Origin of the sequence: Fluviispira sanaruensis, assembly GCF_004295685.1 — a bacterium.
GTDB lineage: Bacteria > Bdellovibrionota_B > Oligoflexia > Silvanigrellales > Silvanigrellaceae > Silvanigrella > Silvanigrella sanaruensis.
The window spans coordinates 772,473-797,902 of the sequence record NZ_AP019368.1 but is presented as its reverse complement, the minus strand read 5'-3'; the positions used below and the strand labels follow the sequence as shown (position 1 = coordinate 797,902).

General features: G+C 35.0%; 24 protein-coding genes and 1 tRNA gene. 16 read left to right on the top strand and 9 right to left on the bottom strand.

The features are described from left to right. Positions 1-13: 13 nt before the first annotated feature. Complete coding sequence (locus EZS29_RS03495; protein ID WP_130606581.1) at positions 14-310, bottom strand: hypothetical protein; 297 nt, start codon at positions 308-310, stop codon at positions 14-16. 411 nt (positions 311-721) lie between these two features. Here EZS29_RS03495 and EZS29_RS03490 point away from each other — a divergent pair, with 411 nt between their 5' ends. Beyond that, on the top strand, positions 722-1,774 hold the full coding sequence (locus EZS29_RS03490) for an NAD(P)-dependent alcohol dehydrogenase (protein ID WP_130606579.1): 1,053 nt from the start codon (positions 722-724) through the stop codon (positions 1,772-1,774). A gap of 97 nt (positions 1,775-1,871) precedes the next feature. Here EZS29_RS03490 and EZS29_RS03485 read toward each other — a convergent pair whose 3' ends face one another. From EZS29_RS03485 to EZS29_RS03475, 3 genes are all read right to left on the bottom strand, one after another. Beyond that, positions 1,872-3,674 carry a PepSY domain-containing protein gene (locus EZS29_RS03485; RefSeq protein WP_130606577.1) on the bottom strand — a complete coding sequence of 601 codons (1,803 nt, stop codon included), beginning with the start codon at positions 3,672-3,674 and terminating at the stop codon, positions 1,872-1,874. Between the two features lie 178 nt (positions 3,675-3,852). Next, positions 3,853-4,533 carry a tetratricopeptide repeat protein gene (locus EZS29_RS03480; RefSeq protein ID WP_130606575.1) on the bottom strand — a complete coding sequence of 227 codons (681 nt, stop codon included), beginning with the start codon at positions 4,531-4,533 and terminating at the stop codon, positions 3,853-3,855. After that, complete coding sequence (locus tag EZS29_RS03475) at positions 4,530-5,642, bottom strand: hypothetical protein (RefSeq protein ID WP_130606573.1); 1,113 nt, start codon at positions 5,640-5,642, stop codon at positions 4,530-4,532. Before EZS29_RS03475 ends, EZS29_RS03480 begins: the two co-directional genes overlap by 4 nt. 97 nt (positions 5,643-5,739) lie before the next feature. On the opposite strand from EZS29_RS03475, the gene EZS29_RS03470 reads away from it, so the two are divergent. The 3 genes from EZS29_RS03470 (at position 5,740) to EZS29_RS03460 (ending at position 7,321) form a co-directional block, all read left to right on the top strand. Beyond that, on the top strand, positions 5,740-6,306 hold the full coding sequence (locus EZS29_RS03470) for a gamma carbonic anhydrase family protein (protein WP_216678711.1): 567 nt from the start codon (positions 5,740-5,742) through the stop codon (positions 6,304-6,306). A 69-nt stretch (positions 6,307-6,375) separates the two neighbouring features. Next, positions 6,376-6,450: transfer RNA gene (locus tag EZS29_RS03465), tRNA-Cys, on the top strand. 130 nt (positions 6,451-6,580) lie between these two features. After that, positions 6,581-7,321 (top strand): substrate-binding periplasmic protein, encoded by a 741-nt coding sequence (locus tag EZS29_RS03460; protein ID WP_130606571.1) that lies wholly within the window; start codon positions 6,581-6,583, stop codon positions 7,319-7,321. Here the strand turns inward: EZS29_RS03460 and EZS29_RS03455 are convergent. Next, on the bottom strand, positions 7,318-8,025 hold the full coding sequence (locus EZS29_RS03455) for a dienelactone hydrolase family protein (protein ID WP_130606568.1): 708 nt from the start codon (positions 8,023-8,025) through the stop codon (positions 7,318-7,320). The two genes, EZS29_RS03460 and EZS29_RS03455, sit on opposite strands and share 4 nt — an antisense overlap. 17 nt (positions 8,026-8,042) lie before the next feature. Next, a complete protein-coding gene (greB, locus tag EZS29_RS03450; RefSeq protein ID WP_130606566.1) occupies positions 8,043-8,540 on the bottom strand; it encodes a transcription elongation factor GreB in 498 nt (165 codons plus the stop codon). A 233-nt stretch (positions 8,541-8,773) separates the two neighbouring features. Here greB and EZS29_RS03445 point away from each other — a divergent pair, with 233 nt between their 5' ends. Both EZS29_RS03445 and EZS29_RS03440 read left to right on the top strand, forming a co-directional pair. Then, positions 8,774-11,620, top strand: coding sequence for an ATP-binding protein (locus EZS29_RS03445; protein WP_130606564.1), 2,847 nt, complete (start codon positions 8,774-8,776; stop codon positions 11,618-11,620). Further along, positions 11,620-12,279 (top strand): response regulator, encoded by a 660-nt coding sequence (locus tag EZS29_RS03440; RefSeq protein ID WP_130606562.1) that lies wholly within the window; start codon positions 11,620-11,622, stop codon positions 12,277-12,279. Before EZS29_RS03445 ends, EZS29_RS03440 begins: the two co-directional genes overlap by 1 nt. 53 nt (positions 12,280-12,332) lie before the next feature. On the opposite strand, the gene tuf is transcribed toward EZS29_RS03440, so the two are convergent. Together tuf and EZS29_RS03430 are read right to left on the bottom strand one after the other, a co-directional pair. Continuing rightward, positions 12,333-13,520: an elongation factor Tu gene (gene tuf / locus EZS29_RS03435; protein WP_130606560.1), complete on the bottom strand. Its 1,188-nt coding sequence runs from the start codon at positions 13,518-13,520 to the stop codon at positions 12,333-12,335. A 251-nt stretch (positions 13,521-13,771) separates the two neighbouring features. Then, entirely contained in the window at positions 13,772-14,281 is a 510-nt protein-coding gene (locus tag EZS29_RS03430) for a hypothetical protein (protein ID WP_130606558.1), read from the bottom strand. Between the two features lie 109 nt (positions 14,282-14,390). Between EZS29_RS03430 and EZS29_RS03425 the strand changes: the two genes are divergently transcribed. The 9 genes from EZS29_RS03425 (at position 14,391) to EZS29_RS03390 (ending at position 23,411) form a co-directional block, all read left to right on the top strand. Further along, entirely contained in the window at positions 14,391-15,416 is a 1,026-nt protein-coding gene (locus tag EZS29_RS03425; RefSeq protein WP_172603755.1) for a glutathione S-transferase N-terminal domain-containing protein, read from the top strand. A gap of 11 nt (positions 15,417-15,427) precedes the next feature. Beyond that, positions 15,428-16,303, top strand: a complete 876-nt coding sequence (mtnP, locus tag EZS29_RS03420) for an S-methyl-5'-thioadenosine phosphorylase (RefSeq protein ID WP_130606554.1) — start codon at positions 15,428-15,430, stop codon at positions 16,301-16,303. 31 nt (positions 16,304-16,334) lie between these two features. Continuing rightward, positions 16,335-17,438 (top strand): S-methyl-5-thioribose-1-phosphate isomerase, encoded by a 1,104-nt coding sequence (mtnA, locus tag EZS29_RS03415; RefSeq protein ID WP_130606552.1) that lies wholly within the window; start codon positions 16,335-16,337, stop codon positions 17,436-17,438. Positions 17,439-17,463: 25 nt separating this feature from the next. Beyond that, complete coding sequence (locus EZS29_RS03410; RefSeq protein ID WP_130606550.1) at positions 17,464-18,612, top strand: RuBisCO large subunit C-terminal-like domain-containing protein; 1,149 nt, start codon at positions 17,464-17,466, stop codon at positions 18,610-18,612. 43 nt (positions 18,613-18,655) lie between these two features. Further along, positions 18,656-19,351: a class II aldolase/adducin family protein gene (locus EZS29_RS03405; protein WP_130606548.1), complete on the top strand. Its 696-nt coding sequence runs from the start codon at positions 18,656-18,658 to the stop codon at positions 19,349-19,351. 68 nt (positions 19,352-19,419) lie between these two features. Continuing rightward, positions 19,420-21,090 (top strand): SpoIIE family protein phosphatase, encoded by a 1,671-nt coding sequence (locus tag EZS29_RS03400; protein WP_130606546.1) that lies wholly within the window; start codon positions 19,420-19,422, stop codon positions 21,088-21,090. A 115-nt stretch (positions 21,091-21,205) separates the two neighbouring features. After that, complete coding sequence (locus EZS29_RS15845) at positions 21,206-21,430, top strand: hypothetical protein (RefSeq protein WP_172603754.1); 225 nt, start codon at positions 21,206-21,208, stop codon at positions 21,428-21,430. After that, positions 21,354-22,385, top strand: coding sequence for a 2-hydroxyacid dehydrogenase (locus EZS29_RS03395; protein ID WP_172603753.1), 1,032 nt, complete (start codon positions 21,354-21,356; stop codon positions 22,383-22,385). Before EZS29_RS15845 ends, EZS29_RS03395 begins: the two co-directional genes overlap by 77 nt. After that, positions 22,386-23,411: a hypothetical protein gene (locus EZS29_RS03390; protein ID WP_130606542.1), complete on the top strand. Its 1,026-nt coding sequence runs from the start codon at positions 22,386-22,388 to the stop codon at positions 23,409-23,411. A 56-nt stretch (positions 23,412-23,467) separates the two neighbouring features. On the opposite strand, the gene EZS29_RS03385 is transcribed toward EZS29_RS03390, so the two are convergent. After that, positions 23,468-24,649 carry a cytochrome P450 gene (locus EZS29_RS03385; protein ID WP_130606540.1) on the bottom strand — a complete coding sequence of 394 codons (1,182 nt, stop codon included), beginning with the start codon at positions 24,647-24,649 and terminating at the stop codon, positions 23,468-23,470. Between the two features lie 532 nt (positions 24,650-25,181). Between EZS29_RS03385 and EZS29_RS03380 the strand changes: the two genes are divergently transcribed. After that, entirely contained in the window at positions 25,182-25,424 is a 243-nt protein-coding gene (locus tag EZS29_RS03380) for a DDE-type integrase/transposase/recombinase (RefSeq protein WP_172603752.1), read from the top strand. The last annotated feature ends 6 nt before the right edge of the window (positions 25,425-25,430 follow it).

The window sequence follows — 25,430 nt, the reverse complement described above, 5'->3', positions numbered from 1 at the left end:
TAACTGAGATATCTTACGATCTATTTTTTTCTTGCAGAGTTAGAATCCATTTTTTTAACTTTTCCGTTTCCCAAATATCACCATCATAAACATATTGGGGCAGATAACTTTCATCTGCCTTAAGCTTTCTATTGCGATAAACTTTCATAAGGTACATTAATTCAGCTAACCCACTTTTTAAATTAATCATGCTTAAATCCATATATTGAGTGTCAGAAGAGGTCATCTGTCCAACATGCTTAACATTTGGTAGCAAGAAAACTTTATCGGCAAAATCTAGACAAGCACTAGCACAACGGGCATCGGTCAAAAGAACAATATTTGCCTTAACTTTATTTGGAATTTTTACTTTCTTTACTTTTTTTTCAACTTCTTGATTGAATCTTTAAAGATAATAATCCTGCTTATTGTCGATCGCAGCTTTGATATCTTTTAATAGTTTTTCGTAATATTGGCACAAACAAAACTTGGTACGATTGATAAACAAAACATTATATTTCTAAAATTTAAATTCACCTAAAAGTCCTTTCCTTATTTATCTATTAACGTAAGAATTACATTTGTCTTATTTAAACTGATTTTTGTCTGTTGTAAATAGTTTCAATATATAAAGTGAGTTATATATTGAAAATCTATTTCCATTTTTTACAATATTTAATTATGGCTTTTCTTTTTAATTTAACTTAAGCTCACTGCATTCTTTAAACTGAAGGAGCCAAAAATGAGTCTCATAAATGCCTATGCTGCACTCGATGCAAAAGCAAAACTAAAACCATTCCACATTGAGCGTCGGGAAGTGGGCGCAAACGATATTCTTATTGACATTGAATACTGTGGTGTCTGCCATAGCGATATTCACACAGCTCGAAATGAATGGGGTCAGACCCAATATCCCGTCGTTCCTGGACATGAAATCGCAGGTAAAATAGCGCAAGTAGGAAATAAAGTAACAAAATTTAAAGTGGGTGACAGTGTCGGAGTTGGCTGTATGGTTGGCTCTTGCCAAAACTGTCCATCATGTCGTGAAGGTCTTGAGCAATATTGTGATGTAGGTTTTGTCGGGACATACAATGGAGTTGAAAAAGGCAGACAAGGTTACACCTATGGAGGTTATTCTTCCAAAATAGTTGTCGATGAAAAGTTTGTTTTAAAAATTCCAGATAATATACCCCTCGACAAAGCAGCTCCACTTTTATGCGCTGGGATAACAACTTTCTCACCTTTAAATCACTGGAAAGTAACAAAAGGTTCAAAAGTTGCAGTAATCGGTTTAGGTGGTTTAGGGCATATGGCAGTGAAAATAGCTGTCGCAATGGGAGCAGAAGTTTCTGTGGTGAGCAGCTCGAATAAAAAGAAAGAAGATGCCTTTAAATTTGGAGCAAAAGAATATATCAATTCCTCAGAGCAAAACGCATTGAATGAGCATTTAAATAAATTTGATTTTATTTTAAATACTGTTTCTATGCATACGGATTTAGGCCAATATGTTGCCCTGCTAAAATTAGATTCAACCATGGTGCAAGTGGGAGCTCCGGAAAAACCAAGCGCAATTAATGTTTTCCCGCTCATATTCCGCCGCCGCCAACTTGCAGGTTCATTAATCGGCGGCATAGCAGAAACTCAAGAAATGCTCGATTTCTGTTCGAAACACAATGTAACACCTGAAATAGAAATCATAGAGATGAATAAAATTAATGAAGCATATGAAAGGATAATTAAAGGCGATGTTCGTTATCGATTTGTGATTGATATTAAATCATTGAACCAGGATTAAAATTTTTTAATAAATATTTTGCAACGGAAATCATTCTTTATAAGTATGAATTCCGTTGCAGATCTTCAGAATAAATAAAGCTGAGAAAAAATACTTATTATTCACCTTCTATTGGATCAAGCGCTTTTGGCACAGTGACACCATATGTACAAGCTGTATTATATGCTTCAGCAATTTTATTAATTTGATCTTGAGTGTATTTCATATCTTTAGCTGCATCTATAATAGCTTGTGCCGCACCTTTTTGATTGGTTGTGCGCACTGTTTTTGAGAGGCCATTTAAGAAAACTTTATCCATTTCCTTTGCCCCAATTCTATCACGTGCTGCCATATTGCAAGATGACCAATATTGACCCGCGGTGTGTGGCGAGCCTGTATTTACAACATCTTTAGGATAAGTGCGGCCGACATTCCAGTTTGTCACGCGCCCACCCCAAAAAGGATTGTGTCCATCCCAACGCATAACCCATTGATACTCTGTATCCGTTGGCTTCCATTTGCTTTCTTGCTTATCACGTAAATAACCTGCAGCTAAATAATCCCCAGTGCCTTCACCTATACCATTTTGTCCATCGTTACCTGCATTGCCACGAGTTAACCAATCATGAATTCCATGCCCCAATTCATGAATAACAACAGCAACATCTTCTGCATCATCAACTCCACCTTGGCCAAAAGCGACTCTACCTGTGCTTGGAATGAAATGAGAATTGTCATCTCCATTCAAACCATGTGGGTCAAATTGAACTCCACCTTTATACTGATAGGGCATGACTTTTACGTTCAAAGCTTCGTTGACATACCGCATATAGGAATCAATAGCATAATAGGCATTGACTCCATCAAAGCTCACATGCGTACGAGTAAAATCAAAATCCTGTTTATTTTGCACAGGACAAGCGCTGTCTGTTGGTGGTTCAAAATCAGAGCACACTGCATATAGACCTGCAAGAGAATAATTTCCATCCTTAAGAGTGATATCTTCTAAAGTAACAGCAACACGTGCTGATGTGAGTTCTGGAGAATCTGTAGGACTTTGCGCAGTATTTGCTGAAGTTGGATTGGTCGTATTATCAACTAAACCTGGGATTCCATATTTTTTACCTAAGAAAGCCAAAGGATCAGTTTTATAAACTTTTGCTGTTCCTTTTGCATGCATCACTCTATTTTCAGAGCGAAGAATTTTTCCTGAAACAGCATCGATAATAATTTCCCAATCACCTTTTGGACCATCTTTAGGAATTAATTTAACTTGCCAAGCGTCATATTGACGCAGATCTTCTGCTTTAAATATTACAAGTTCTGCTTTTTTAGAACTCAAGCGTGCAACACCAAGATGCTTTTTAGCAACTTCAATAGCTTTTTCTTTCTCAATAAATTTACCTGTTGAAAATTTAATTTTAGCAAGACCAGTTACTGTATTACTTGCTACAAATGTAACTTTACCATCATACGTTACCGTTACAGCAATTTCACTTCCATACACAGGAACATCATTTATCCGTTGCTCAAATCTTACAACTGAAAACGTTTCATTCAATCTCGTATCCGTTACCTTAAGTTCGTCAATATCATCAGTATTTAAACCATATTTGCTCGCATTTAATTTTAGATACTCACGAGCAATTACAATTGATGTATCTTTTTTACTTTCAGAATTTTTGAGATTCTTAGCCAAATTTGAATCTGCAGTCCTAAAATTATCTTCAGAAACAATTTCTGCTACTCCATCTGCACGATACAGACCATTTCCACTCTCAATCAGCTCTGGTAAGGGAGTTACTCCAACAGTAAGGGAGTTGATCAAGTCATTCGATTTTGCAGTACTTCCTGCTTCTGCAGATAAAGTAACTAAAGTAAAGATAGAAGAACTTATCAATGCCAAAGACATTTTAATCATTTAAATCTCTCCTACGGAAAACGTTTTTAAAAAGTGTAATGGAGTATCAATATACCAATACATTCAAAAAAGTGGCCAGTTAGAATTTTGACACATGAGTTTGCTAATATTAAAAAAATTAAATTAATAATTTTTAATAATTAATTTTTAATTTTATTAAAAAAAGTTATTTTTAATTTTACACAAAAAACGTTAAAAAGTTTTGAATTTGCTGTGCTTGAGTTGCACCTGGAGTGTCTGAAATTCCAGTTGTAATCGCAGAAAAAAGTTGTGTAATGGGATTCGTACTTGAAAGATTCGATGAAAGCGCAGTGTTATATGTATTAACGACTAAAGTTGTTTGTGCCGCTGTCCATGGCGTTCCAGCTCGTAATAAAGTTAATAATTCTTCTAATTGAAGCAATAAATAAAGATTAATAAACATAGATTCAACAAATTGCATATCACTCGACATACTTGCCGCTGGAATAAGAGCCATTGAATCGATAGCCAATTGCATTTGTCCTAAAATGTATGCAGTGGGAGCTGGTAAAATTGCAGATGTAAAACCAAATGGATTGGCGTTAATATCATATGAACTTGAACTTGTGATTGCATTTGATAGCACTTGATAAATAATAACTCCACCTTGCGCTGCATAACAGGCAGCAAGTAGTGATCTTACAGTATAATTATTTGGATCTGTTGTTAAAATATTTATTAATTTTGTCTGTGCTGAGCTATAATTTCCATTTTGCATATCGATCTCTGCTTGTTCTTGATAATTTTGATCTGCAAAAGATGATAAAATATTACCACTACATGAACTTATACTTATTAAAATTGACAAAAATATTATTCCAATAATTAATTTACTCATAATTCAAATCCTAAAGAAGCAAAATACACTTGTCGCCCTAAGAGACCTGCCTGATAATTACCAGCATCTTTAGTATATGTACCAGCTTCAATTCGCATTAAAAATAAATTCAATACAAAACCATATGATGGCCAACCTTGTAAATAGCCAAAGCCTAAACCAAAAATGCGTGTAATTAAAAGTTTGCAGCCCATATAAACTTTTTTTGGCAAATCTTCTTTATATACATCGGAAATATCACGGAAATCCAAAGCACAGTGCAATGCGTTTGTCTCATCATGTAAAGTCAATCCTACTCCAGCATTGTAGGTTTGTAGCCAGGGAGGAACTCCGCCCGTAAACTGTGTGTTACCTACATCGGCAACAACTCCTGCAAGACGCACATCAAAGTGTTTTGTTCTTTTTTGTAAAGTAACTCCAATATCAGTGGAAATCGCTGTGCCTTTTTTCAATGCGTTTGTAATTATACTTTGTGCTTGGCTTGCATTCAAAATATCATTTACGCCTAAGTCTGCGTTTATTTCTGCATTGTAAATATATTTTGGTCCTATGCCAATTGCTAAAGTATTAGCGAATTGTGTGCTAATAGCAGAAGCGACCCCAAGAAAACCATTGCTTTTAATTTGAATATTTGGCAATCCTAAAATTCCAAACTGGCGTCCATTGAGATCGATTTTAGCAGAAGAAAAGCCTGCTATACTAAAACTTGAAGTGACAATACCGGCCGCAGAATCTAACCCAAAGTAAACAGGTTTTTTTACTATATCCCCCAATAAATTTTGCAATTGAGTCGTATTAAAACTTCCAAATGCAGCTGCTGCATCATTTAAAAAGCCAATGCTCTGTGCGCCAACACTGACTGTATTTTTAAAAAAAATCGAACGAATAATCCCTTCGCCAAAAGCGGGTAAACTTGGATTTGCAAATAAAACCCCTTCCTGCGTTGCACGAGTCATGCTTGCACCACCACTTGCGAGGTCGAATGGATTTTGATAAATGGAAGCTGCTTTTTTCAGGCTTGAAATATCTTGAGCATTCACACAATGATTATAAATAAGTAAAAAAGAGAGTTTACAAAATAAATTAAAAAAAATTTTTCTGATATTCATTTTCAAAAAATAAATTTCCTAATATAAATTTTAGTTATTGTAACCTTCGTACTCATCGGATATTTTCAAATTGAACTGAGATGGAGAAGAGTCATTTATGGAACAGGAATCTATGAATTTAAAAAATAAAAGTCCTTTTGCAACAATCACAGCTTATAAAGAAATCATGCCTAAAATCCCAAATTCCGTTTTTTTGGCAGATGGAGCACGTATCATTGGTGATGTTGAGCTTGGGGAAAATTGCAGCATATGGTTTAATGCAGTTGTCCGCGGTGATGTCCATTTTATAAAAGTTGGTGAAAATACAAATATTCAAGACGGAGCAGTCATACACTGTACTTTCCAAAAAAACCCGACTCATATCGCTAAAAATGTCAGTATAGGCCATCTCGCAATTGTCCATGGCTGTACGATTGAAGAAGGATGCCTTATTGGCATGGGCGCCACAATTATGGATGGAGTTGTTGTTGGCAGAGAAAGTATAGTAGGAGCAGGAAGTCTCATTACCCAAGGGACAATAATTCCCCCAAGGAGTCTTGTCATCGGCTCACCTGCAAAAGTCGTACGCCAGGTTAAAGACGATGAGCTCAAGCGTGTCCTCGACACCACTTTCCGTTATCTAGAATACACAAAAGGCTTTAATTACAGCAATATAACCAAATAAGTGTAAAATTTAAGAGAAGGACTTGCAAAGTTCAAATAAAGACGTTATAGCTTCATCCACTCTTTAGATGGTGCTGTGGCGGAGCGGCTACGCAAACGATTGCAAATCGTTTTCACATCGGTTCAAATCCGATCGGCACCTCCAAATTTTATCTTCATGAATCTCATTCAAGCCAAACTTCCAATTATAAACTATTGATAATATACTTGACACCTGATTACTTCAAACCTTCGCTTAAATGTATTAATTTAGAAAAAACTTGATTGAGAGAACTATGAAAAAAATATTTCTACAATTTTTATTAGTTTTATTTTTGATAAGTTTAAACTGCTTTTCATATAGTTCTGAAAAACTAACTTTAATTACAGGCAACGATTTCGCGCCATATACAGATGAAAAACTAAAAAGTGGTGGAATGTATACCTCTTTTGTCAAAGAAATTTTTAAGCGCCTTAAAGTAAATTACAAAATTGAATTTCTACCATGGGCGCGTGGTTATGACATGGTAAAAAGGAATAAAGCCGATGTAACATTCCCATATGCTAAGACAGAAGAGCGAAAAAAAGAAGTTAAATATTCAAACGTCAGCCTAGTAAATGGCAATATTTTTATATATGCAAATGTTAAGCATAAAAACAAAAAGAATTTTGCAGATTTTAAAAATACGACTTTATGCAATCCAATTGGCTATTATAAAGAAGATGCTTTAATAAAGTTAATTGAAAAAAAAGAAATAACTGAAATTTCAAAATTTGATGCAAAATCATGTCTTTTAGCAATTATCAAAAATGAAGCAGATTTTATGACCACAAATGATGCTTATATGAACTCGGTTTCGGTTAAAAAAATAAACTCCATGAATAAAGTCGTGCCCATTGGAGAAAGAATTAACCAATTAAAACTATATGTTATTTTTAAAAAGGAAATGGATAATAAGTTTATAAATCAATTCGATGAAGAAGCTAAAAAATTTATGCAAACCAATGACTATAAAGAGATCTTAGAATCTTTTTAAAAGTTTTCTCGTAAAAACTCTCTCACATAGATATCCGTTCTTTTATCTGCTGAATAATTATATGCAGTCACAGTATTACCAGCAGCATCGAGATTGGTAAAAGCATGTGTACTTTGCCCAAAAGAAACGAAAGTAAAATCAGCATTACAAGCAATCATTTCTTCATGAAAACATTTAATATCGGAGTCAGGCACCATCCCATCGCGCGCTCCATTCAATATAAGCATTTTTGGCATTTTTTTATTTGCAGGCACTCTTATTTGACTCGTTAATAAACCATGAACACTGATAACACCTCTTAACCCTTCACTTATACGCGCAAGTTTTAAAGAAACAGCTCCACCGAAACAATATCCAATTGAATATAAATGATCATTATTTACCATGGCATTTTTCTTCAGAAGTTCGTAAGCTGCAAAAACTCTTTTATTAAAGGCTTCTTCATTTTCAATTGCAGCATGCATAAGTTTACCAGAATCTTCGAAAGAAGTTCCTGTTTTTTGTTCTCCATAAAGATCAGCAACGAGCACGACGGCACCAAGATTTGCCCATTTTTCAGCAACCTTTTTTTGTCGACTGTTGAGCCCCCAAAAATCGGTGAACATTAAGATACCAGGAAGTTTCCTACCTTCCGCTTGTGGTTCAATGCAATATCCACGGCAAATAGTATCTTCCACTCGGTAATCAATATCATACGCCTTCATAAGAATTTTCTCCTGTTTTATTTAAAAATAAAATCTACAATTTCATACTCACGCAGACCTACGGGTGCTTCCACCACAGCAATTTCCCCAACCTTTTTGTTTAACAACTCATTGCCTAAAGGCGATTTCCAACTCACCTTTTTTAAGCTTAAATTTGCTTCGTCTTCCCCTACAATTTGATAAATGACTTTTTTACCATCCATATTCTTTAAAGTAACAGTCGCACCAAATAGTATTTTATCTCCTACTTGCTCTTGCGGATTGACAATTCTCGCCAAGGAAATTCTTTTATCTAAAAAACGAAGTCTTCTATCAATTTCTCTCAATCTCTTTTTCCCATATTGATATTCTGCATTTTCAGACCGATCACCTTGTTTTGCTGCCGCAGAGACCTCTTGCACAACAGCTGGGCGCTCAATTTTAGAAAGTTCAGTAAATTCATCAATCAGTTTTTTATAACCCTCTGGGGTAATCAGATTCACAGGATTCTTAGACTCTTCGCTTTTTAATTTCATTCAAAACACACTTTTTTACACAAGAAAACATTTGGGATGCTTGTTGAGCAACCTACTCTAATGATTTTTTACGCTAACATTATGATATTATTTAAGCAAGAAAGTAAGAATTGTTTAAGAATTAAAAATATTTATTTTTCCAAATCATTAAAATGACAATAAGATTTTAAAATGGCCTAAATAATTTTTAAAAATGTTATCATTATTTGAGATTAAACTCTCAAGGAATAAAAATGAAAAAAGCAGTCATAGGCCCAGATGAATACGAACGGCAAAAAACTCTTAACAATTATTTTATTTTAGATTCTGAATCTGAAAATGTGTTTGATGATATTACCCTGCTTGCCTCTAGTATTTGCCAAACCCCCATAGCGCTGGTCAGTCTCATAGATAAAGACAGACAGTGGTTTAAATCACGTTTCGGACTCAACGCCAAAGAAACACATCGGGACATCTCTTTTTGTGGTCATGCCATACACGAAGAGAAAGTTTTTGAAATTCCTGATGCACAACAAGACCCTCGCTTTGTTGATAACCCTCTTGTGACCGGTGCACCATATATCCGCTTTTATGCAGGAGCACCTCTTGTCGCTGCCAATGGACACGCTATTGGCACATTGTGTGTCATAGACAAAAAACCTAAGATTTTAAACGATGAACAAAAAAAATCTCTAGAAAAACTAGCCAATCATATTATCCATATTTTAGATCTGCGCATCGCAAATACTAATTTTTATGAAATAAATAACCACTTCAATGATATTTTTCAGAATGTTATAAATGCGATGATAATAGCAGATATAAGAGGCAATATTCACGAACTCAACAAAGCAGCTCTTGATTTTTTTACATTAACTGCGACAGAATTACATAACAGTAATGATCTTTTTTCTCAGTATAATTTAATCGACGAATTTGAAAATCCCTTTTTTGCAACTAAAAACCCAATTGATTATTCATTTAAATATAGAGAAAATCAAAAAAATATTATTATCGGTCTCAAAAAAGAAACCGAGAAAACCCGTTGGATCAGAATGAATACTTCTCTTATCTATTCTCCAAAAGAAAACGAACCTATATTTACAATATATGAATTCTCAGATATTACCGAACAGAAAGAAATGTCTGACGCAGTGAAAATGATTCAAAAAGAAATTCTTGAACAAAGAATTTTCCTAGATATTATTTTGCAAAATATACCATCAGGAATCATTGTTAAGGACATGAAAAATGACCTGCGTATAAATGTCTGGAATAAGGGTGCAGAAAGAATTTTAATGCGCTCAGCAGATGAAACAGTTGGAAGAACAGTATTTGAACTATATCCTGAAGAAAATGCAAAAAAAATCATAGAATGGGATCTGAAGGCTTTTCATTCAGGAGAGCTTGTTGAAATTGAAGCAGCAGAAACTATTGTTCCGATTAAAGGAAAATTACTCCTACATACGAGAAAAATAGCCTTAATAACAAATCCATCCGAAAAACCACGTTTTATGTTGACCATTATAGATGATGTTACAGAACTGTATAAAGCAAAAGAAGCTGCATTGATTGCTGCTAAATCGAAATCTGAGTTTTTGGCCAATATGAGTCATGAAATTCGCACGCCAATGAATGGAATTATTGGTATGTGCAACTTAATGTTAGAAGAAGCAACAAATTCTAAACAGATTGAGAAACTAAAAACAATTCAAAACTGTAGTTATCTACTCTTAGATATAATAAATAATATCCTCGATTTGTCAAAAATCGAAGCCAAAAAGATTGATATTGAAAAAATTCCTTTTCATTTGGAAAATACAATTTTTGAAGTTATAGAATTATTTCATGCGCAAGCCCAAAAAAAGAATATTAAATTAACATACACTCGAGACAAATCAATTCCAGAATGGATTAAAGGTGATCCTACGCGTTTTAGACAAATTCTTATGAACCTAGTATCTAACGCTCTTAAATTTACAACAAAAGGATTCATTAAAATACAATCCAAAGGGAAAATATTAGGAAATAATAATATTCAAATTGAAATAGTTGTAAAAGACTCTGGAATTGGTATTCCCAAAGACGCATTTGATAAACTATTTAAAGAGTTTTCCCAAGCTGACTCTTCGACCACCCGAAAATTTGGCGGATCAGGTTTAGGTTTAGCGATTTGCAAAGGCTTATGTGAAAACATGGGAGGATCAATAAGAGTCGAAAGCAAAATTGCTGAAGGATCTAGTTTTATTTTTAATTTTATGGCTGATTTAACTTTAAATAATGATGAATATATAATTGATAAATTTATTAAAGATGTAAATTATGAATTTAGTCCAAAAAGTACTCTCAAAATTTTAGTTGCTGAAGATAATATAATTAATCAACAAGTTATTCTTGGTTACCTTGATAAATTAGGATATCAAGCGGACTTGGCTTTAAATGGCAATAAAGTTTTAGAATATCTTGAAAACAAAAACTATGATCTTATTCTCATGGACTGCCATATGCCTGAACTTGATGGTTATGAGACCACAAAAAAAATTACCGAGAAATTTAAAAATAAGCGTCGTCCACGGATTCTTGCATTAACCGCAAGCACTATGCAATCAGATATTGATAGGTGTTTTTCCAGTGGAATGGATGGCTATATAAGCAAGCCAATAAATTTAGAGACTCTTAGAAAAAATTTAAATACAAATAATTCCATCTTAAATAAAAATGAAAAAATAATTAATAGAAAGAAAACTGAAAAAAATATAGTTTCATTCAATAAAAATAATTTTTTATTGAATTTTGATGGAATGGAAGAGTTAGCACAAAAAACCATTGAGAATTTTCTCTCTATTCTTCCAAAATATTTAACAAAAATTAAAAATGCAATTGATAATAAAAGCTATGAGAATTTAGAAAAATCTGCACACACTTTAAATGGAGCACTTTCTTATTTTTATGCCGATAAATCTATAGAGTTTTGTAAAAAAATAGAAGATATGGGACGAAAAAAAAAGATAATAGATGCTTTGGTAATGTATAAAAATTTGAACACTGAGCTCATAAAATTAAAACGTGAATTAAAAAAATTTAAAAAGGATCATTTTTAATGAAAAATAATAATATTTTAATTGTCGATGACAGTGAATTTGACAGAAATATTTTAGTGGATGGGTTAAGACAAAAAGGAGGCTACAAAACCTTTCATGCAGATAATGATAAACAATGTTTTAAAATATTAAAAAAAAATAATATCAATTTAATATTGATGGATATTATGATGCCAGGAAAATTAGGTTCAGAGCTTCTTGAAAAAATCAGAGAAACTCATAATTCACTCGAACTTCCTATTATTATGGTTACAGCTAAAGGGGATGCATCTGACATAATTGATTGTCTACAAAAAGGAGCCAATGATTATATTAAAAAACCCGTGCACTTTGATATTGCTGTTACACGTATCTCAACTCATTTAAAGCTTGCAGAACTTTCAAAAGAAATGACAAAATTAAAAAAAATTGAAGCATTAAATGCTATGGTAGCAACTTATAATCACGAAATAAATAACCCTCTAGCAATAGCAATAAACTGTTTAGAAAGCCCTGAGTTAAGGGATACAGAGATCGGAAAGAAACTAAATGATTCCTTATGGAGAATAGCAGATATAGTAAAAAAAATTGGTAATATTGGAGAAAGTCTTGATATAGAATTAGAAGAATACGCTTTTAAAACAAAAATGATCAAAATAGAAAAAGCCCTCAAGAGTTAAACTCTAGAGGGCTTTTTCTCATCAACTTCGCTCGATGAGCCGAGGTAAATGAATTACTCGATGCACTTACCAACAGCGCCTGAACCAACAGTACGGCCGCCTTCGCGAATCGCAAAGCGTAGACCTGGCTCCATAGCTACTGGAGTAATAAGTTCAACAGTGATTTCAACGTTATCACCAGGAACAACCATTTCAACGTTAGCTGGAAGATCAACAACACCAGTTACGTCAGTTGTACGGAAATAAAATTGTGGGCGGTAACCTTTGAAGAAAGGTTTATGGCGTCCACCTTCGTCCTTATTAAGAACGTAGATTTGCGCAGTAAACTTCTTGAATGGTTTGATAGATCCTGGTTTAGCAAGAACTTGGCCGCGTTCAACGTCTTCACGTTTTGTACCACGAAGAAGAACACCAACGTTGTCGCCTGCTTGACCTTGGTCAAGAACCTTACGGAACATTTCAACACCAGTACAGATAGTCTTGGAAGTTGGCTTAATACCAACGATTTCAAGCTCTTCACCAACTTTACACATACCTTGTTCAATACGACCAGTACAAACAGTACCGCGGCCAGAAATTGAGAAGACATCTTCAATTGGCATAAGGAAAGGTTTGTCGATTGGGCGTGGTGGCTCTTTAATGAAAGAGTCAACTGCGTCCATAAGTTCAACAATTGCTTTACCAGCTTTTTCGTCGCCAGGAGCTTGAAGAGCAGCAAGAGCGGATCCACGAATAACAGGGGTGTCGTCACCAGGGAAACCGTACTTGCTAAGAAGTTCACGGATTTCCATTTCAACGAGATCTGTTAATTCAGGGTCAGCAATATCGCACTTGTTCAAGAAAACAACGATATAAGGAACGTTCACCTGACGCGCAAGCAAGATGTGCTCGCGAGTTTGAGGCATTGGACCGTCAGTTGCTGCACAAACGAGGATTGCTCCGTCCATCTGAGCGGCACCAGTGATCATGTTCTTTACGTAGTCAGCGTGACCAGGACAGTCAACGTGTGCGTAGTGACGGTTAGGGGTTTCGTACTCAATGTGAGACGCGTTAATGGTAATACCACGAGCTTTTTCTTCTGGCGCTTTGTCGATTTCGTCGAATTTAGTAGCAACTTTACCTTGACGTGTAGCGAGAACAGCAGAGATAGCAGCTGTAAGAGTGGTCTTACCGTGGTCAACGTGACCAATGGTACCGATATTCATATGAGGCTTGGAACGCTCAAATTTTTCCTTTGCCACGGTGTAATCCTCCAGTATAGGCAACACAAAATAAAAACAACACGAAAAAAAATCATGCTTAGAATAAGCACAGTCAGGAGCGATTGTAAAGCTCTTCCTGCACCTGTGAAGGGCATAGATACAAACATTCCATAGAAAATGCAATGATCTTTTAGGTGCTCTTTATAAATTTTTAGCTCAAGAGTTGCTTTGTTTTATCCCATACAGCCACAAAGGAAAAGATTGGCTTTTTTTAATATTGTTAAGAGATTTTAATGAGATTCATTCTCCATGTTTATCAATTCCTCCATGATTGTCTCGTTCTCATCTGCACGCGTACGTACCAATCTCTCCCGGAAAGCATTATATCGGAGCTCAGCATCAGGTTGCTCAAAGGAAATTTCCCCCAATTCAAGCATCCTTTTCGTATAAAAAAACTCGAAGAAATTAATTCTCTTAGGAATATGTATTTGTTCTTTAACTGCATGGGTAAATTCGAGGGGTATGATTTTTAAGGCTTTTGCAACAGCCAAAATGCCTATCGTTACAAAAAATCCAACTAAAGTAAATCCACTCAATTTTGTAGATTCAAAAAACCAAGGCGAAATGACAAAAAGCATGCCTCCCACAAACACTTGTAAAGCAACATAGGTCATGACATTTAAGAAATCATCATCCCAATTTTTAAATTCGATAGGCAGCATGAGAAAAATTGCCTGAATTATTATACCAATAAAAATAGCTATATAGGAAAAGATAAAATTTAAAAATTGAATTAGCATATCACCTGTCCTTGTTATATAGATGAGCTTTCCGTTATCGACCTGCGCGCAGTAAATAGGAGGGAAGTTAATTCCGCGTTTTTAATTCGACATTGAAATGGAGGAAAAAATGAAACTATATACCATTCCTGAATGCCCGTTTTGTTTTAGAGTAAAAATAGCCCTCAAAATGAGAAAAATTGTCGATCCACAGATAGAAATATTAGAAATTGATTTGATTAATCCACCGGAAAATTTTCTTGCAATCAGCCCAAATAAAACCGTTCCTGCCTTAGAGCTTTCAAAAGGAATCGGCTTTGCAGAGAGTATGCTTATAATTGAATATCTCGATACCATTCAAGGCAAAGGTGATAAGCTTTTTGGCAATAATATTGTAGAAAATATGCATACAAAATTCACTGTGGAAAAGGTGTCTGAAAAGGTAACAAAACCTTTCATGCAAACACTCTTTTGCAATGGCAGCATCTTAAAAGAGCATAAAGCCCTCGGTCAAATTCCTTTAGCATTTTATGAGCTGGAAAAATTATTAGAATTAAATAACTCTCGATTTCTAGGTGGGCAGGAAATCAATGCTGCGGATATCAATTTAATACCTTTTTTTCTTTATTATTTCTCAGTAGAAAATATTCGAAAAAAATGGGTTTTGCCAGATCAGAATTCTCGAGCTGCAAAATATTTAAATGACATTATTCATCATTCTGTAGTAAGAAAATCTGTGCCAAGTTTAGAAGAGTTTACAAAATTTGTGACTCCTCTCTTTTCTCCTTCTGTTGACATTCAGAAAATTAAAAATTCTTCGCGCACTCTGGTCGATGATATATCAACTGAGATCATTAATTTAAATGAAAAAATTTCCATATCATTACAGAAAAATATAACTCAAATATGGCACAAAAATGCGAATAAATCTGGACCATATATTGAAACAGTTTTTCAATTTAAGAATTATGAAGAAGCATTCAATGCAATCCAAATTATTTGCGACTTGCAAGAAAGCTCAGATCATCACACAAACTTCATACTTGAAAACTTTAACCAACTTAAAGTAGAACTTTGTACGCATGAACCTAAGTGGGGTGTTACCTCAATGGATTTTGCTTTTGCTGAAGTTCTTACTACACGCATTTACAATTAAAGGATACTCTCATGAATCAATTTAAAAAAACATATCTTGCATTTATTGGTGGCAGTGGATTGTACGATCTTCCTGGAATTCAAAATTTAAAAGAAGAAGATATATCGACTCCATTTGGCTCTCCATCCGATAAAATTATCACAGGAGAAATAGATGGAAAACCTATTGCATTTATCCCTCGTCATGGCAAAGGGCATAGATTTACTCCTTCAGAAGTTAATTATAGAGCAAATATCTATGCACTTAAAAAGCTCGGAGTAACTCATATTGTAAGTGTCAGCGCAGTTGGAGGATTGCAAGAAAATACGGCTCCAGGTACTGCAGTTATTCCTACACAAATAATTGATAAAACGACATATATTCGCGAAAGAAGTTTTTTCGGCAGTGGAGTTGTTGGTCACATTAGTTTTGCAGATCCATATTGCACGGATCTGCAAAAATATATTTCAAAAGCATGTGAACAAGAAAAAGTAACAACCCATATGGGTGGCGCTTTAGTTTGTATTGAAGGCCCTCGCTTTAGCAGCCGTGCAGAAAGCCACAGTTTTAGAAAAGAAGGCGCTGTGATTATTGGTATGACAGCAATGCCAGAAGCAATACTCGCACGAGAGGCTGAAATTGCATATGCAACTTTAGCATTTGTTACAGACTATGACTGCTGGAAAGAAGAAACAGAACCTGTTACAGTTGAAGCAGTCCTTGCCGTTTTAAAGAAAAATGTGGAAGCATCTAAAAGAATTGCTCTTGCTATACATAAACATTTACCACTTGAAAGCAAAAATCATATTTTTAATGCCGCTGAATTTGCAATTATGACCGATAAGAGTTTAATTCCCACAGAAACAAAAAGAAAACTCGATATTTTATATGGTAAATATTGGAAATAATTTTTTACAATCCAAATAATGGGCCAAAATAATGTCAAAATCACTAGAATCTATTCGATATTATGATAATAAATTTGAAGTACTCAACCAACTTTTATTACCTCAAACATTTGTCTATGAAGATTGTTCAACGAGCGATCTTGGTTTTGCTGCAATTAAAAGCATGAAAGTGCGTGGAGCTCCTGCAATTGCTATCGCTGCAGCTCTTTCACTTGCCAGTGAACTTAAAAACTTAAATAAGAAATTAAATCTCGTTGATACTAAAAATTATATTTTTTCTAAACTCGATTATTTATGCGAAAGTCGTCCCACTGCTGTTAATTTATTTAAAATGACAGAAGATATGAAAAGCTTAATGCAAAAGGAATTGATTCATTTAGAAAATAATATTACTGGTGGTGAAATACTCAAAAATTTATTTATTAAGAAAGCAGAAGAACTTCTGCAAAATGATATCTCTGACAATATGGCCATTGGCCATTTTGGCGCAGAGTGCTTTTCTAAAAAAGAAAAAGTTAAAATATTAACCCACTGCAACACTGGTAGTTTAGCAACAGCAGGTTATGGCACAGCTCTTGGAATTATAAGAACTTTGCATGCACAAAAAAAACTGGAACGTACTTTTGCTTGTGAAACGAGACCATATAATCAAGGCGCACGTTTAACTGCTTTCGAGCTAGTCTATGAAAAAATTCCAGCCACACTCATTTCTGATTCCATGGCTTCATTCCTTATGAAAGAAAAAGGAATAGATGGAGTTATTGTTGGTGCAGATAGAGTTGTTGCAAATGGAGATACTGCAAATAAAATTGGCACTTACCAACTTGCAATAGCAGCACATTATCACAATATTCCTTTTTATGTGGCAGCCCCTACAACGTCAATCGACTGTAAGAAAAAATCTGGAAAAGAAATTATGATCGAAGAGCGTCCCAAAAAAGAATTAACTCATATAAACAATATGCAAATTGCTGCGGACGGTATTGATGTTTGGAATCCATCATTCGATGTCACTCCCGCGTTTCTTATTTCAGGAATAGTGACAGAGATTGGTGTGATCTTTAAAAATGAGATTGGCGAATATGACGTTGCTGATTTTTTAAATAAAAAAAAGAAAGCAACGTCTTTGTTTTAATTCCTCATTTAATAGGAAATAATCAATGAATAAATACATTAAAAACCATGAACTCTTGACTCCACTCAATAACGAACCCCATGCATTTGCAAAATTTCGCATTGATGCGCAGAAACACTCTGTGAATTTAATTGAAGAAATTGCTTTAGGTCAGTCTTTAGGTGCATGGGATACAAAGAATGTTGCTATCAATATTTTGCGAAAAAAAATTGCGAAAATAGTGAATATTGAATCGGATACATTCTATCATGAAGCAACGGTGGCTTTTCCTTTCGAAATTTGGCAGGGTAAACTTTCTTGGCTCATGTCCATTCTGTTTGGAAAAATGAGTTTTTTTGAAGGAGTTCAACTCAATTCCGTTTGGTTTTCCCAAGATTGTTTTAACGAAAAAGCATTAATCGGCCCTAAAAATAATATTAATAATATAAGAATAAGTGTTGGTGCTGATCTCAATAAACCACTCTTAATGGGAATTTTAAAACCCAATGTGGGCATGAGCACAGAAAAAATCTCAGAACTCTACGTAGAAGCAGCAGAAGCGGGTGTGCATTTATTAAAAGATGACGAAATTCGCCATGACTCAACTCCTCTAGAAAGCTTAAAAAGAGTCAGTCTAATTGCTGAAGAGTCTGCGAAAAGAAATTTAAAAACTCTGTATGCCGTGCATTTACAAATTGATGGGACACATTTTCTTGAGCATGCAAAAGCGTTAGAAAATGCTGGGGCAAGCGCATTTCTTCTCAACACTTGGATCACAGGAATTGATGTCCTCCAAGAACTCAGAAAAGTAACAAATCTACCAATTGTTTCACACCCTGCTCTGGTAGGCGCATTTGGTATTCAAGAAACAACAGCAACGATTCATCCACGCGTCACTTTAGCTCAGTTTATTCGCGCCGCTGGCGCAGATCTGAGTCTGTTTCCAAGTCCTTATGGAAAACTAGGTCTCAATAAAGATTTGGCTTTAGACATTGCAAAGCATTGTCTCTTGAAAAATAACAATTGGCACATAAATGAAACGATTCCCGTACCAAGTGCTGGGATAAAACCAGAACATGCTCCTTTGGCTAAAAAAGATTTTGGCAATAATTTTATATTAAATGCAGGGACAGGTATTTTTACTCATCCCAAAGGAATAAATGTAAGCATAAAAGAATTTCTTAAAGAATTATAGAAATTCTCAATTCTCTCTCGCAGTTTTTTTCCTAGGAATTATTATGAAAACATTGCAAAAATATATTAAAGATGCATCTTTTTTTCCTTTGTCGCTAATGGAAATTTATGAATTAAATTCTTTATGCAAAGTTGTGACTCGCTTAGATGCGCGCAAGGCTATCCCTGCAACAAGTAGCAATTTTAGTTTGCGGACAAAGCCCGACGAATTTCTAATTACAAAATCAGGACTGCACAAAAGGAACCTCAACCCAACTCATTTCATCCGCACAGATTTAAGCGGCAACCCTTTACACTCGCTTTCCCCTAAACCAAGTGATGAAACACTTTTACATGCATTGATTTATAAGAATTTTATCTCTGCCAATGCAGTTTTGCACTGCCATGCGCCCGAACTCGATGTATTTAATTTAGAAAGTAATGAGTTTACACAATTTACAAAGCAAAAACAATATGATTTAAAATTTGGTTTTATTAAAATAAAAGGACATGAACTATTAAAAGCGCTTGGTTTTAAATCTCATACAGAAGATTTTTTTCTTCCCATAATTGAGAATCATCAGGATATGTCTTTGCTTTCAAATGTAATTATAGAAAATTTTATTCAAAACAAAATTCCTTCTCCACTCACAGCTTTTGTTTTAGAAAGACATGGAATTTATTGTTTTGGCAATTCAATTTCTCAAGCAGAAATGCGCCTCGAAGCAATTCTGCATTTCGCGAAAAACCTAAAGAAATAATATCTAAAAACCGAAAACCTCATGGCTGAAATTTGTATCTATAGTTTTAAGAACATGGGGTAGAGTATTTGGTTTCTAATTTCAAAACAATAAAAATTCCATTGACAGTAAAAATAGCAACAAGCCTTATCTTTATTATTTATTTTGTAATAGGAATTTATACTTTTTTTGATATCAAATCTATTCGCCTCGCCATGGAATTAGAAGCAAAAACGAACACGCAATCTGCATTCACTTCTGCTGTTCCAATAATAGAAAATGGTATTTGGGGACTTGATAAGACCTTAGTAGAAACAGCATTAAAACAAATTCTTAAAAACCCAATAGTTGACTCGGTCGTTGTTTTAGATGAAAATGAAAATGTTTTTTCTTACTTTGATAGAGAATACGATGGAAAAAATTCTACCTTATATAAATATTTTAGCAAAAAAGAAATGCAAGCATTAAATAATAAAAATGCTAACAAAATATTTGAAAAAAGACTTATTAAAGAAGAAAAAGTAATTATCGCAACAGCACTTTATTCAAAAGAAAACCATATTCGAAAAATATCTGTCTTTAAAATTGGTTATTTTGTTATGACATACTCTACAAAAAATATTTCAGAAGCAATAAATAAAACAATAAATAAATCAATTTTTCTTTCTTTCATCCTTGGTGCAGTCATACTCATTACAAGTTTTCTTTATATCAGACAACTTATAATTTTACCATTAACTGATCTCGAAAAATCCAGTTTAAAAATTGCCAAAAATGAGTTTATTCAAACTAAAAGAAGAAATAGTATTTTGGGTGAAGACGAAATTGATAGCCTTATAAATAACTTTAATCACATGGTCGTTCAGATTATAAAATTCATAGATGAACAAAAAGAACAACAGAGAATGACGAATGAACTTGAAATGGCTCGAATTGTGCAAGAATCTCTTATTCCAAACGCTATGAATCTGCGCGTTGGATATTTCGAATTATCGAGTTTTTTTAAAGCTGCTTCTGAGTGCGGAGGCGACTGGTGGCATTTTTATCCTTTGGCTCATAATAAGATTTTAATAATGCTTGGCGACGTAACCGGGCATGGCACACCTAGTGGAATGCTAACAGCTGCTGTTAAGGGATATTGTGACTCTATCTATGCAAAAAATGAAATAAATCCTGCAAAAATTCTAGAAGAACTCGATATCGTCGTGCGACTTAGTGGAGATAAAGATCATTACATGACAATGTTTGCAGCTATTATAGATCCTCATGCTGAAATTATTATTTTTGCCAATGCTGCACATAATTTTCCTTTTCTAATTAATAAAGATATTGAAAACAATAATATTAAAGTGAATTCATTAGTTATCAATGGTAAACGCTTAGGTTATATCAATGATAGTCAAAAAGATAATATTTTTGAAATAAGCAGCCATAAATTTAGTGCTGGTGATAGTTTATTTATTTATTCTGATGGGATTGTCGAGGCTAAAAACAAGAATAAGCAACAGTATTCTGATAGAAGATTGAGGAAAACTCTTGCAAGCCAAGAATTTAAAAAAACTTCAGATTTGATTGATACTGTTGTAAATGATTTGAGTATTTTTACAGAAAATGAAGAATTCGATGACGATGTTACCTTTGTTTGCTGTAAACTGTGCGTTGATGAAGATAAAACTTATACTCATGAGATGCTAAAATATTTTGAAAAATCTAAATTGATTTATCCTAATCCAAATAAAAATCTCAAAATAGTTTCATAGAACTTTTTTGCCTATCTTATAGGCAAAATTTACTATTAAGACATTCTTGCCTATCTCCCCCAAGCTAAATCTATCGATACTTCAAATAGGGCAATTACGCACAGGAGAATCGATCATGATAGAAGAACTTGAATTGCAAATTTGCGACACCGATTTTAAAAACTCAGATATTGACTTTCTTGAGATTGAATTGAATCCTCCTGTGACAGAAGAAGATATTCGTTATGCACAGCTCGAAGAGCTCATATTCAGAGAAAGAAAAAATGAATTCACTCAAAAACAAGAAATTGCTTTATATAGCAACTCAGGAATTTCCGGGCATTCCTTTAAATTACAATAATCAGATAAAGGGATATATTTTACCAAAGTCAGAGAGTAAAAGCATTTCCGAGCGATTGAATTTATTCCTTGAAAAACAAAATATAAACTTAGAAATTTCAACATTTGTTACCTGTATTGTTGATAAAATCGATAAGAATGAAATTTTAAAATTAAGAAAATGCCTGCCAGAATTAAATCACATTGCAAACTTCGGAGTTGGTTTTAATAATATCGATATCTCTTTTGCAAAAGAATTGGGTATTCGTGTCACAAATACTCCAGGAGTGCTAACAGAAGCCACTGCAGATATTGCCCTCACTTTGTTACTTTGCGTTACGCGTCGGATAGCGGATGGATATTCCATGATGAAAGATCAAGGTAAATATCCTGGCTGGAGTCCAACTTTTATGCTTGGTCAAAGCATGCAAAATAAAACACTCGGGATCGTTGGCTATGGCAAAATTGGTCAAGCTTTTGCCAAACGGGCGCAAGCCCTTGGTATGAAATGTGTGGCTTTAAAAAGCGAAAGTTGGGCTGAAAGCAAAAACAATCCAAATGATATTAAAAGATTAAACGAAAAAGACTTTCTTGCCACCATCGACGTGCTGTCCTTAAACTGTCCTCTCACGGACAGCTCAAAATATTGGTTGAATTCTCAGCGCATTTCAATGATAAAACCTGGGTCATTCGTTATAAATACCGCCCGTGGTGAGCTTATTGATGAGCAAGCCCTCGCGGACGCCCTCAGCTCGGATCACCTTGCTGGGGCAGGACTCGATGTCTTTTGTAACGAACCTAATATGTCATTAGAACTTCAAAAAGCAAAAAATCTTTTTGTTCTTCCTCACTTGGGTAGCGCTACGGTTGAAACGAGGCACGCCATGGGGGAAAGAGTTTTTGAAGCGATAAAATCCCATTATATTGAAAGGTACGAAAAGCATGAAACAGGAGTCTTGCTCTTTCAAGTAAATTAAATGAATTGTGTGCGATTTTTAGTATGTGCTATTGGTTTTTCCGCTTTTTATTTTGCAGTTTCCGCCCCAGCCAAAGCTCCCTTCCCCTTAGGCACCGAAGTCGAGTGGGAAAAATTAATAGAGAAAAATAACTCTACGGTCAGCAAAGAATTTGTTGAATCTGCGAAAATAATTCATGATCGCCTCCTTTATAAAGGCATTCCCTATGAAAATATTTCACAAAAATGGGAACGAAATTATTTAGCTTCAATTGATAAATTTAAATTTATGCGCAAAAATGGTGTCGATTGCACGCGTTTGCTCCGCTATATATTTATCAATATGCTGCAACTTCCTTATAATTCTTTATACCCCGAAGCGCCTATTATAAGTCATACGTTTGCTGATATTAATTCCGTCAATGCAAAACAACTTAAAAACTTTGTCCGCATTCCAAAAACTCAAAATGGATTTCGCCCACAGACTGGAGATATTCTCGCTTTTCCAGGGCATGCCATTGCTGTCTTAGATCCTGAAAATTGCATTTCCATTCAATCAAGCAATTGGGTCTGTAAAAATATTGAAAATGGCCGCTGCGTGGAATCGGAAAAAGGACTTTATGCTGGTGTTGCTATTTATAAATTAGCATCGAAAAGGTTCTGTACCAATGGACTTTGGAAAGGGATGGATGCAGAGCGCAATAAGTTTACAGTAGCTTGGCGCCATCGTGCTTTCAACACATGGATAGAAAAAATGCCGCAGAGCGCATATAGAAAAAAAAGAATAACATTAAACGGAAAAAACTTAGCAGGTAAATATATCTATTTTAATGGAAGCACAGTTCCTGTTCGCACAACTTTACAAAGCAATAATAAAAAAACAGGAATGCAAACTGTACATGTGACAGTTCCTAAAGATGCACAAACTGGGAAGTTAAAAATTTTCTGGGGAACAGGTCGTCCAAATATATGCGAAACTGTGGAGTCAACTCGTTCTATTATTATTGAGCGAAGAGGGATGACTTTTAAAAAAGTGAGTTTGAAATAAAGTAAAATGAAAAAATTTATTTGACAAATATTTTGTATTTTTTTATTTTAGCGAAACTAATTTTTACCCTGGAGGATAAAATGTTTAAATGGACCTACAGTGAAAACGTTTCGACTGAAGCCACACCGGAACAAATTGATGCTGACTTCGAGCTCCAACCGCGCTAATGTAGAGGCAGGGCAGTAGTGATGGTCATAGCCAAATGAAAGTGGCTTGTTTCGTTCACGCGCAAAATCAAGCTGGTGAGGACAACCGAATTGCGCAGGATCGTGATTGGCCGCGTTGAGTCCGACGATCACCGAATCGCCCGCAAGAACCTTCGCGCCCAACCATTGAGTTGTTTCGGTAAAAAATCGCCATGTGCTTAATGCAAACGCGCCATCGTACCGAAGCAATTCGGTAATTGCTCGGTCAATACGTGTTGAATCCTCTTGTAGTTGTTTGAGTTGCTCGGGATGCTGCAGCAACGCTAACATAGCATTACCGATTTGATTGGTCATCGGTTCCTGACCAGCAACCAGTAATTGAAATAGCATCGAAGTGAGCTCGTCACGGTTTATCTTTTTACCGTCATAGGCTGCGATGAGCTGAACGATCAGTCGATCGGAATCGCCACCGCGTGACTCAACAATGACGGTGTCAATATAGGATTGCAACTCAGTTAATAATCCAATGTACGCTGCTCGTCCGACGTCGTTAGGGCCAACAGGCTGAACTACCTTACACCAGACAGGCTTGAATTGTGTGCGGTGCTTGTCAGTAAGTCCGATTACTTCGCTCAATACCAGCAAAGGCAGTTGCGATGCAAAATCGGCGATCAAGTCACATTCCCCAGCTCTTTGGAGCGGCTCAAGCAAGCGCTGTGCTATCAGCGTAACTCGCTCACGAAATCGATCAATCCGCGAAGCGGAGAACGCCTTCATTATTAAAGCGCGCATAAAAGTGTGTCTGGGCGAATCCTGATGTAACAGGTGCGACTGTAAAGTGGTGTGCTGCGGCTCTGGCATGATTGACGCGAGAGAGTGCCAATGAGCATTACCCAGTTTGTGGTTTTTACCAATGTTTGGGTGCTTGAGCGTTTTGATCGCCGCATCGTAACCGGTGACAAGCCAGCCGCATACTCCGCTGGGGAACTTGACGTAGTGGATTTCGCCCTTCTCCATGAGGCGTTGAAAGATGGCATAAGGATTTTGATTGAAGGCAGGATTGTAAAACGAGATTGGTTTTGTGTTGATCATTTTTAATTCCTACAAGGTATGTGTCGAGCAAAGCGGCTGCTACCCGATTTGGATTCCAAATCAGTGACAATGTTCTCTTGTTAGTAAAATTATTTTGCTTAAAAATAAGGTGAAAATGGTTTTTAACCTTATTTTTTTGCTATTTATATTAAATAAATAATAAGTTAATATCTAAGGAAAAATCTATTTTTATCCTAGTAAATAGTTTTATTTAATAGAGATCAATTCTTCTTATTAGACTTTTCTGTGTTTCTTTCATAAAAATAGTTTGCTTTTATCGCTTATTTGTTTCTCTTTTCTTTAAATCATATAGAAACATTAGACGTCAATTGGCACTTTGTCAAGAGAGTAGGGAAATAAATAATGTTCTGTTGCAAAGATATTAAAGTAGCGAATGAGCTCAGAGTGGATTTTCAAAAAGCTTATATTTTAGGCTCTAAACCAGTAACAAAAAAATCATCCAATCCGTTTTAACGCCTGACTTTGATGGATTAGAAGCTAAATTATCGGTTCTGTTGCAAAAAAAGATCAATTGAGAGTAGGGCATCTTCCTTGGATTGGACAAACAATTAATATTTATCTTTCAAAACTTAGGGATACAACGTCTGCTAAACTCTTTTTCCAAAATGCATTCCGTTCCTCTGGGGTTCCAGAGAAGGTAAATATTGATAAAAGCGGTTCCAATACAGCGGCTTTAAAGGCAATGAATGAAGGTTTCAAATCTAAAGATAAGATCCTGATTAGACAAAATAAATATCTAAATAACCTTGTGTAACAAGAC

Bases quoted from the DNA above. Each gene is read 5' to 3' on its own strand.
- EZS29_RS15845 (WP_172603754.1), top strand. From the start codon at position 21,206: ATGATAGAAGAACTTGAATTGCAAATTTGCGACACCGATTTTAAAAAC.
- EZS29_RS03475 (WP_130606573.1), bottom strand. From the start codon at position 5,642: ATGAATATCAGAAAAATTTTTTTTAATTTATTTTGTAAACTCTCTTTT.
- EZS29_RS03480 (WP_130606575.1), bottom strand. From the start codon at position 4,533: ATGAGTAAATTAATTATTGGAATAATATTTTTGTCAATTTTAATAAGT.
- EZS29_RS03425 (WP_172603755.1), top strand. From the start codon at position 14,391: ATGAAACTATATACCATTCCTGAATGCCCGTTTTGTTTTAGAGTAAAA.
- EZS29_RS03485 (WP_130606577.1), bottom strand. From the start codon at position 3,674: ATGATTAAAATGTCTTTGGCATTGATAAGTTCTTCTATCTTTACTTTA.
- mtnA (WP_130606552.1), top strand. From the start codon at position 16,335: ATGTCAAAATCACTAGAATCTATTCGATATTATGATAATAAATTTGAA.
- EZS29_RS03470 (WP_216678711.1), top strand. From the start codon at position 5,740: ATGGAACAGGAATCTATGAATTTAAAAAATAAAAGTCCTTTTGCAACA.
- EZS29_RS03460 (WP_130606571.1), top strand. From the start codon at position 6,581: ATGAAAAAAATATTTCTACAATTTTTATTAGTTTTATTTTTGATAAGT.
- EZS29_RS03390 (WP_130606542.1), top strand. From the start codon at position 22,386: ATGAATTGTGTGCGATTTTTAGTATGTGCTATTGGTTTTTCCGCTTTT.
- EZS29_RS03410 (WP_130606550.1), top strand. From the start codon at position 17,464: ATGAATAAATACATTAAAAACCATGAACTCTTGACTCCACTCAATAAC.
- mtnP (WP_130606554.1), top strand. From the start codon at position 15,428: ATGAATCAATTTAAAAAAACATATCTTGCATTTATTGGTGGCAGTGGA.
- EZS29_RS03395 (WP_172603753.1), top strand. From the start codon at position 21,354: ATGAATTCACTCAAAAACAAGAAATTGCTTTATATAGCAACTCAGGAA.
- EZS29_RS03445 (WP_130606564.1), top strand. From the start codon at position 8,774: ATGAAAAAAGCAGTCATAGGCCCAGATGAATACGAACGGCAAAAAACT.
- EZS29_RS03440 (WP_130606562.1), top strand. From the start codon at position 11,620: ATGAAAAATAATAATATTTTAATTGTCGATGACAGTGAATTTGACAGA.
- EZS29_RS03385 (WP_130606540.1), bottom strand. From the start codon at position 24,649: ATGATCAACACAAAACCAATCTCGTTTTACAATCCTGCCTTCAATCAA.
- EZS29_RS03455 (WP_130606568.1), bottom strand. From the start codon at position 8,025: ATGAAGGCGTATGATATTGATTACCGAGTGGAAGATACTATTTGCCGT.
- EZS29_RS03405 (WP_130606548.1), top strand. From the start codon at position 18,656: ATGAAAACATTGCAAAAATATATTAAAGATGCATCTTTTTTTCCTTTG.
- EZS29_RS03430 (WP_130606558.1), bottom strand. From the start codon at position 14,281: ATGCTAATTCAATTTTTAAATTTTATCTTTTCCTATATAGCTATTTTT.
- greB (WP_130606566.1), bottom strand. From the start codon at position 8,540: ATGAAATTAAAAAGCGAAGAGTCTAAGAATCCTGTGAATCTGATTACC.
- EZS29_RS03490 (WP_130606579.1), top strand. From the start codon at position 722: ATGAGTCTCATAAATGCCTATGCTGCACTCGATGCAAAAGCAAAACTA.